This window comes from Nonomuraea sp. H19 (assembly GCF_052068215.1).
Taxonomy (GTDB): Bacteria; Actinomycetota; Actinomycetes; order Streptosporangiales; family Streptosporangiaceae; genus Nonomuraea.
In genome coordinates, this window is sequence record NZ_JBQHCV010000026.1 from 168,686 (window position 1) to 176,779 (window position 8,094).

Consider the following 8,094-nt stretch of genomic DNA (forward strand, 5'->3'; position numbering starts at 1 on the left):
GTAGGCGACGCTGGGCTGCTTGGCCGCGTAGGTGACCAGGCCAGGCAGCGGCTGGTTGCCGTTACCCGCGGCCTCCGGCATGCCGATCCCGATGTCGGTCTCGCTGACGGTCGCGACCAGGGTGCGGTCGGGGTCCGTCGCGACGGCGAAAGGCCGCTGGACGTCGCCCTCGGGGATCACGGTCGGCGGGACGGTCTTGGCCTCCTCGACGATCTCGGGGACGACCTGGGTGAGGGCCGCCAGGGCGGGGTCCTCCTGCGCGAAGGCCGGGGTGCCGGCCACGTTCGCGCTGCTGAGCGCCAGGGCTGTCGCTAACGCGACGACGAATGCCCGAGCGGAAGTGCGCATGGATGTCCTTCCACGTGCGGTGGGGGGCATTGCACAAACGCCGCAAACGTAAAGATCATCAGCAACCATTCGGGTGATCTTGAATGGACGAGCCGTAAACGTTTGCTGTCTTCCAGGCCTCGTAAGTACCCGCTGACGCAGGGTCACAGCCGATTCGGCATCAGGCCAAGTCACACCGCGGCGACCGGATGGCGTCATGTTCACCGGCGCCCGCTTCGACGGCGAGGAGTTCGCAACTCACGCCCGCCAGGCCGGGTCTGGCGGGCGCCGCTGGTGAACCTGGCGACGTTCACCGGTGGTCGTGTCCGGCCGGGCGGATGCCGTTCAGCACCGTGTTGACGAGATCGTCGACGAAGCCGGAAGGGACGCGCGGAGGATCGGCCGCGGTCTGCCAGAGCAGGTGCGGCAGGATCAGCTCGTGGCAGGCTCCGACGATCACGGTGGCGGCGGCGGTGACGTTGACGTTCCCGGCGATACGGCCGAGGTCCTGCTCGCCCCGCAGATAGCCGGCCAGTGCCGGTTCGAGGCCCCACTGGTGGTCGTCCGCGGTCAGCGCGCCGAAGCGGGCCAGTACTTCGGGGTGGGCGAGCAGCTGCGCGAAAACAGGCAGGATCGCGGTGTGCAGCGCGAGCCCGTGCCGGATGCAGGCACGCAGGCAGGCTTCCAGGCTGCCGCTGCCAGGCAGCGGCAGGCCGTCCAGCGTGCGCTCGACGGTCTGGACGTGAGCTCGCAGGGCGTGGGCCAGGAGCTCTTCCTTGTTGGCGAAGTGGTTGTACAGCACGCCGTCGGCCACCTGGGCCTCTCGCGCGATGTCGCGGACGGTGAGCCGGGCGATGCCGCGCCGGCGGATGAGGCGTTCGGCGCTGGCGATGAGGTGGTCGCGCAGGCTGAGGCCGTCGGCGTGGCGCAGGGCGGCGGCCTTCCTGGGTGACATCACCTCTCCCCCGTCCATTGCGCGCTGACCAGCCACTGCGCGCCGGGCAAAAGCACTCCCCCGGATCCCGCGTACGGCTCCAGCGAGGCCGTGAGCCTGGCATGCGCGGCCTCCCACGTCAGGCCGTCGTCCTGCTCGACGACGTAGCGGGTCGGGCCGCTGGCCAGGAAGGCGTCGGCGGCGTCGGCGGGCGTGGACCCGAAACGGTGAGGCACGTGGAGGGGCTCGATCGATACGTCGGTGAAACCGGAGGCGGCGAGCACCCGGTCGATGTGAGTGGGATCCGACAGCACGAACATCGCCGGGGCCGGGCCCGGATATCCGGCGACCACGGCCTGCGGCCGCGGCTCGATGCCCAGCAGCGCCGCGACCGGGACCACGTACCATTCGCAGTCCTCGGGCGGCTGCGGGCAGACGAATGCCAGCCGCCCGGCTGGCCGCAGAGCTCGCCCGATGTTGGCGAACGCGGCTACCGGGTCCGCGAAGAACATCGCGCCGTACTTGCTGATGGCCACGTCGAAGCCGGCCGCCGGGAACGCGTGCACCTGCGCGTCGGCCTGCTCGAACAGGACGTTGTCGAGTCCGGCCGCCGCCCGGCGCGCCTGCTGGAGCATCGGCGCCGACAGGTCGATCCCGACGACCTGCCCCTCCGGCGCGCGTCGCGCGGCCATGCGAGAGGTGTCTCCGGTACCGCAGCCGATGTCCAGGACGCGATCGCGGCTGCCGACGCGGGCCGCCTCCAGCAGTCGTCCGCACAGTTCGGCCTGCAGCCGGTCTTCGGTCTCCCGCTCGGCGGCCCATGCGGCGCCTTCGGCGCCGTTCCACGCGCTGAACTGCTCAGTGTTGCGCATCGCCAGCCCCTTATGAACGAATGTTCATGAACACACGTTCATCCTGATGTCCTGCTCGACCCGCGTCAAGGCCGCCGACGCCCGCCGTACCAAGAGCGGGACGGCGGGCGGGGAAGCTCAGCCGAGCTGGTCGCGCAGGCGGGCGCACTCGCGGGTGAAGCGGTTGTCGCGGCCGCCGGCCGCGTGCGCCGACACCTCCGGGATCTCGCCGCGTGCGCCCGCCCAGGCCGCCACGTCGGCGGCCAGCGCCACCGCCTCGCAGTGCACGACGGTCGGCCGCTCACCCTGGCCGGGCAGCAGGTCCGGCAGCAGACTCGTGAGGATCCGCCAGACCTGCTCGTACGCGCCCTGGTGCGCGGCCTCGGTGAGGACGGCCAGGACCGGGCGGGTCTCGAACCAGGTGCGGCGGATCAGCAGCGAGAGCTGCCTGCCGACCGCTTCGGCCGGCAGATCTCCCCTGGCGGCCATCCGCGGGAGCCACCTCACCGCCGAACCTGGCGCCGGCCTGCGCGCCGAGCGCCGCGGGCAGCAGAGGGACGGCCGCGGCAATGGTCTCGGCGGCCGGGGCGAACGCTGCGGCGTGCTTGAGCGCGAGCCGGACCGCTCGCCGCTGGATGTCATAGGACACGTGCGCGAACGCCGTGGCGAGCGCGGGCGCCAGGTCACCCGCGCGTCCGGGCGCGCGCCGTACCTCCTCATCCAGCCATCGCAGGCCCGCTTGGGCCAGCTTGGCCTCGGGACGGAAGGTCAGTGCGCCGATCGCCTCGACCACCTCGGCGTCGTCATGGGGGCCAGTACGGCGTAGCTGGGCGAGCGCCAGCTCGGCGACCGTGCCGGGGGCGGCGGGAAGCAGCCGCAGGTAGTCGCGCGCCCGCGCGGCGAACTCCTCGGGCGGCGGGTCGATCAGCTCGTGCAGCCGCACGAAGAAACGCAGGTCGGCGGCATCCCCGCCGCGCAGGAAGCGGCGCAGGCAGCCGTCGAGCAGGTCCTCACGCGACACCCGGCCGGCCGCCAGGTCCCGCTCGAGCCGGGCGAGCCACCGGGTGGGCGCGGGCCTGAGCCGTTCCTCGCGCAGAGCACGGCCGGCTCCTTCCGCCTCGAAGATCCTGGGCAGCAGCGGGCCGATCAGCGGGTCGTCGTCGACCGGCCCCGCGAGGAGCCAGGCGGCCACGAGCGGGTCGTGCTCCGGCGGCGGGCTCCCGCAGGCCCGCAGCAGCGCGAGGGCCAGCGGGCCCGTGCGGTCGGTCGCCGTACGGATCTTCAAGGCGAGCCTGGCCGCGACGTCGGACTGCCAGCCGGCCGGGCGGGCGGCCAGCACGCGGACCAGCTCGGCGGGGTTCGCCGGCTCCCACCGGGTGGTGAACTCGCGGCGGGTCAGCCAGGCGGCCACGGCGGCGGGACCCTGGAGCGTGCCCGCGCCCGCGATCCGCAGCGCTTCACCGAACCCGCCGACCGCGTCCGGGGCCCAGTCCCCGAACGCCGGCTCCCAGTCGGCGTCATCGTCGTCGAGGCCGGACTCCCATCTCTCCCTGGCCATGCGTGCGGCGATGTCCCGCATTTCCTTGCGTAACTCCGGCAGCCGCCGCGCCACTTCGGCGCGTTCGGCCTCGGTCAGCGCGATCACGCAGTCGGCCAGGTCCCTGGTCTTGCGTTCGGTGATGAGATCACGGACTTGCTGCCAGGCCGTCACCGGGGTGCTTCGCACGTGCACATTCGTCATGCGCGGCAGACTAGAGATCAACGCCGACAAAGCCGGCCGGTCGCGCTAGCGCGTCGAGCCCGGACGGGCTGGGCCGAGCAGGCTCAGCGCCACCTGTTTGGCCAGCTCGGCGGCATCGGCGTCGCCATGGTGGTCGGCGAGGACGGTGGCGCCTTCCACGAGCGTCAGCAGTTGCCTGCCGAGGCTGGCCGGGTCGGGGACGCCGGCGGCGCGGGCGATGCCGGTCAGCAGCTCCAGATGCCGGTCCAGGTGCCGGGCGGCGACGGCGCGCGGGGTGCCGCCGTGCTGCTGGGTGGCGGCGTTCACGATCGCGCAGCCGCGGAAGGCGGGTTCGGCGTGCCAGCGCCCGAGGGCGTCGAAGACCGCCGCCAGCTGATCGGCGGGCTCCGGGCCGGCCGCGGCCGCCGCCTGCTGAAGCCAGTGCACCACGTGGTCGCTGCGGGCTTCCAGAACCGCCCGTACGAGCCCGTCCTTGGAGCCGAAGTGGCGGTACAGCGTCTCCTTGGAGATCCCCATCGCCGCGCACAACTCGGCCACCCCGATGCCGTCCAGGCCCCGCTCGTACAGCAGCCGAGTGGCCGCTTCCAGGATGGCGGCACGGGTACGGGCCGGGTCGAGGGAGACACCCTTGGGAACAGGCATGCCCAGATAGTACCGGCCGGTTCCAACTCTGCCGGCCTCCCAGATCGTCGGCGATGGAGGCCAGCGGCCGATCCTCACGCCCTCCTGCCCCGTCCGGGGGTGCGCTGGACAGTGGCACATCGGCCAGCAGGGTACGTACGGTCTCGTATCCCTCGATCATGATGGTTTGTCTGCCGGTGTTCATACCGTCGCCTCTCCTGATGTGGGGTGCTGGGCCTTGCGGGGCAGCAGGGCCATCAGCGCCACCAGGACGGCGGCAGCCGGGGCGCCCCAGAACAGGACGTCCGGGATGGCGGCGGCGGTCGCCACCGGGCTCGGGGCCCGGCCCTGGAGTTCCCGGGCGAGGAGGGTGCCGAAGACCGCCACGCCGAGCGACAGGCCCAGGCCGCGGACGGACACCGCGGCGGAGGTGGTGGCGGCCAGATCCGCGGGCGAGGCCGCGTTCTGCGCGACGACCACCAGGTTCTGCATCAGCAGCCCGAACCCGACCCCCAGCACCGCGATCTCCACGGCCAGCAGGGCGTAGGGGGTGTCGGGGGTGAGCCGGCTCAGCAACGCGAATCCCAGCACCGCGGTCGTCGAGCCGGCGAGCAGGTAGGGCTTGAACCGGCCGCTCGCGCCGACGCGGGCGCCGGCGAGCGAGGAGACCGCCATGAACGTCAGCACGTACGGGTTGAGCGCCAGTCCCGCCTGGGTGGCGCCCATGCCGTACGCGGCCTGCAGGTACGTGGGCAGGTAGACGATTGAGCCGCCGAGCAGCGCGCCGAGCAGCGCGGTGGCGGGGAGCACGACGCGCAGGGTGGGGTCGGCGAACAGCCGCAGCGGCAGCAGCGGGTTGGCCGCCCGGCGTTCGTGCCACACAAACAGAGCCGCCAGAACCGCCACCGCGCCGATCAGCGCCAGGATCACGCCGGACGTCCAGGCGTACGTGCGGCCGCCCCATTCGGCCACCAGCAGCAGGCTCACCGTCGCACCCGCGATCAGCACGGCCCCGGCCAGGTCGACCCTGCCTTCTGCCCTGCCGTCCCCGCCTGGCTTGGGCAGCCGCAGCGCGAACGCGGTGAGCGCCATGGCGAGCAGGCCGAGGGGCAGGTTGATGTAGAAGATCCAGCGCCAGCCCCAGGCGTCGGTGATCGCGCCGCCGGCGAGCGGGCCGCCCACGCTGGCGAGCGCGAAGACGCCGCCGGTGAAGCCCTGGATTCTGCTGCGTAGATGCTGCGGGTACAGCTCCGACAGCGCGATCGTGGGCAGCACGAACAGCGCTCCGGCCCCGACGCCCTGGAAGGTCCTGGCGGCGATCAGCTGGGGCGTCGTCTGGGCCAGGCCGCACAGCACGGAGCCCGAGACGAAGACGGCGACCGCCGTGACGAACACCGGGCGCCGCCCGAAGCGGTCGCTGATGCGGCCGTAGAGCGCGCCGGTCGCGGTCGAGGCCAGCATGTAGGAGGTGACGATCCAGCCGATCGCGTCCATGCCGCCCAGGTCGGCGGCGATGTCAGGCAGGGCGATGGCCACCACCGTCTGGTCCAGGACCGACAGCAGCATGCCGATCAACAGGCCGGCCGTGGCGAGCGGCACATTGCTGCTGCCCTTCAGGGGGGCGGCGGTCTGCGCGAGGTCTGTGGACACCATGATCAGCCCCTTGCCTGCGCGAGCGGGTTGGGCAGGCCGAAGTCGGCGCACAGCAGGTCTTGGTCGATGACCGCCGCTGCGACAGTGCCGCTGGCCGCCGCAGCGATGACCGCGGCCATGGGCATCGGCACGGTGGCCCGCCGCGCCATGTCACCGGCCGCGTACACGCCGGGCACGCTGGTCTGGCCGAACTCGTTCACCTCCACGCACCCGTCGGCGAAGGTCGCGCAGCCGAGACGATCAGCCAGATCGGAGCGCTGGTGCGGCACGTTGACGACGAACACTGCGTCCCTGGCCAGGGATGGGCCGTTTTCGAACACGATCTGTTCCAGCCGGCCGTCCGTCCCCTCCAGCCGAGTGATGGCCTCGCAGCGCACGGTGACACCATGCGATTCCAGCGTGACCTGCGCCGCCGGGTCGAGCGGCTGGCCGCCGGTGCAGAGTGCGACGTCGGCGGCAAAGCGGCTCAGCTGCAGCGCCAGCCGTACCCGGGCCGGATCCGTGCCGATTACGGCGACTTGTTTGCCGGTGCATTCGTAGCCGTGGCAGTAGGGGCAGTGGAAGGCGGAACGGCCCCACAGCGCTTCCACCCCGCGCGGGCCGGGAAGCTCGTCGGCCAGCCCGGTAGCCAGGAGGAGGCGCCGCGTGGCTGCAGTCCCACTGCCGGACAGGTCAAGGTGGAAGCCGCCCTCGTCCAGCGCGCGGGCATCGGTGACCGTCCCCGTCGTTGTCTGCACCGTTCGATACGCGGCCAGTTCCTCGCGGCCGAGCTTGCGCAACTCAGCGGGGGGCGCGCCGTCCCGGGTGAGGAAGTTGTGCACGTTGTCGGCGGTGGCGTTGCGGCCCTCTCCGGCGTCGATCAACAGCACCGGCCGGTGGACCCGCCCGAGGGTCAGAGCAGCGGCCATGCCGGCCGGGCCTCCGCCGATGATGACGACGTCGAACATGTCTTGCCTCCAATGAGCGGTCATCGCTTGACGTGAAGGCAAGTCTGCAAGTTAATGTCAACATGAAGTCAAGTGATTCCATGCGGATCGGGGAACTCGCGGAGCGGTTCGATCTAGCCCCGCATGTCCTGCGCCACTGGGAGGCCATGGGCCTGCTGGCCCCTGCCGCGAGAGTCAACGGCCGCCGCCGCTACACCCGCGACCACGTCATCCGCGTCATGACGATCATCCGCGCCAAAGCGGCGGGCATGAGCCTGGAGCAGATCCGTGAGGTCCTCACCATCTCTGGCCAGGCCGAGCGCCAGGCACTCCTCCAGCGGCACCACGCGGAACTGGAACGCCGGCTTCACGAAATATCGGCCTCCAAGGCGCTCATTGAGCACCTCATGCAGTGCACAGCGGACGACTTCACCCACTGCCCCGACTACCGGCGGATTGCGGAGACCGCGGCTGGACCCCAGGACCTCCACAAGGACGGGTGCGTGATCTGAAACACCGCCCTGCTCCCGGCCAGAGGTCCAATGGGACGTTCAGCGCCAGGTCGCAGCCCGCCCGGCAGAGGACCTCGCGGCAATGGGCGGATCGCCGAAGGCGACCGGCTGATGAGCACCGGCTAACGGTCAGGCCACCCCGGCCAGCCCGTCATGCAGGCAGCTGAAGTCGATGTCCAGGCGGCGATGAAGGACAGCAGTTCGTCGGGAACCTCGCGGTCGGCGGCGCATTGCTGCGCCGTCCGCGTGTCCGGGTGTTTCGGCCGAGCCCGCGACGCCGGCAGAGGTCGCAGCCGGCACGCACGAGCTGGAGAGAACTCTGAACGGCAGGATCCGGGCGCTCGGGCCGACCCACCCGGAGACCCCCGCGGACGCGGCGTGATCTGGACGAGCTGACGTAGAACGCCCCCGCCGCCGAGGACGGCGGCGGAGGGCGTCAGGTGAGGCGCGCTGTGTGTCTCGTCAGGTGCGTACTTCCCCCGGTGCGGCCTACGACTTGGGCTACCACGTGGTGTGGTGCCCCAAGTAT

At 71.7% G+C, this 8,094-nt stretch carries 8 protein-coding genes and 1 pseudogene; 2 read left to right on the forward strand and 7 right to left on the reverse strand.

What is annotated here, in order from left to right; genetic code table 11:
• Positions 1-637: 637 nt before the first annotated feature.
• The 7 genes from ACTMTI_RS43390 to ACTMTI_RS43420 form a co-directional block, all read right to left on the reverse strand.
• A complete protein-coding gene (locus tag ACTMTI_RS43390) occupies positions 638-1,282 on the reverse strand; it encodes a TetR/AcrR family transcriptional regulator (protein ID WP_441126646.1) in 645 nt (214 codons plus the stop codon).
• Positions 1,282-2,133 carry a class I SAM-dependent methyltransferase gene (locus ACTMTI_RS43395; RefSeq protein ID WP_441126647.1) on the reverse strand — a complete coding sequence of 284 codons (852 nt, stop codon included), beginning with the start codon at positions 2,131-2,133 and terminating at the stop codon, positions 1,282-1,284. Before ACTMTI_RS43395 ends, ACTMTI_RS43390 begins: the two co-directional genes overlap by 1 nt.
• 117 nt (positions 2,134-2,250) lie before the next feature.
• Positions 2,251-2,400 (reverse strand): hypothetical protein, encoded by a 150-nt coding sequence (locus ACTMTI_RS43400; RefSeq protein ID WP_441126648.1) that lies wholly within the window; start codon positions 2,398-2,400, stop codon positions 2,251-2,253.
• 13 nt (positions 2,401-2,413) lie between these two features.
• A complete protein-coding gene (locus tag ACTMTI_RS43405; RefSeq protein ID WP_441126649.1) occupies positions 2,414-3,853 on the reverse strand; it encodes a hypothetical protein in 1,440 nt (479 codons plus the stop codon).
• A gap of 45 nt (positions 3,854-3,898) precedes the next feature.
• Positions 3,899-4,495, reverse strand: a complete 597-nt coding sequence (locus tag ACTMTI_RS43410) for a TetR/AcrR family transcriptional regulator (RefSeq protein ID WP_441126650.1) — start codon at positions 4,493-4,495, stop codon at positions 3,899-3,901.
• 180 nt (positions 4,496-4,675) lie between these two features.
• On the reverse strand, positions 4,676-6,127 hold the full coding sequence (locus ACTMTI_RS43415) for an MDR family MFS transporter (RefSeq protein ID WP_441126651.1): 1,452 nt from the start codon (positions 6,125-6,127) through the stop codon (positions 4,676-4,678).
• A gap of 2 nt (positions 6,128-6,129) precedes the next feature.
• Positions 6,130-7,074 (reverse strand): NAD(P)/FAD-dependent oxidoreductase, encoded by a 945-nt coding sequence (locus tag ACTMTI_RS43420; RefSeq protein ID WP_441126652.1) that lies wholly within the window; start codon positions 7,072-7,074, stop codon positions 6,130-6,132.
• A 62-nt stretch (positions 7,075-7,136) separates the two neighbouring features.
• On the opposite strand from ACTMTI_RS43420, the gene ACTMTI_RS43425 reads away from it, so the two are divergent.
• Both ACTMTI_RS43425 and ACTMTI_RS43430 read left to right on the forward strand, forming a co-directional pair.
• Positions 7,137-7,565 carry a MerR family transcriptional regulator gene (locus ACTMTI_RS43425; protein ID WP_441126653.1) on the forward strand — a complete coding sequence of 143 codons (429 nt, stop codon included), beginning with the start codon at positions 7,137-7,139 and terminating at the stop codon, positions 7,563-7,565.
• A gap of 466 nt (positions 7,566-8,031) precedes the next feature.
• Positions 8,032-8,094, forward strand: a pseudogene (locus ACTMTI_RS43430) (IS200/IS605 family transposase); the annotation flags it as partial.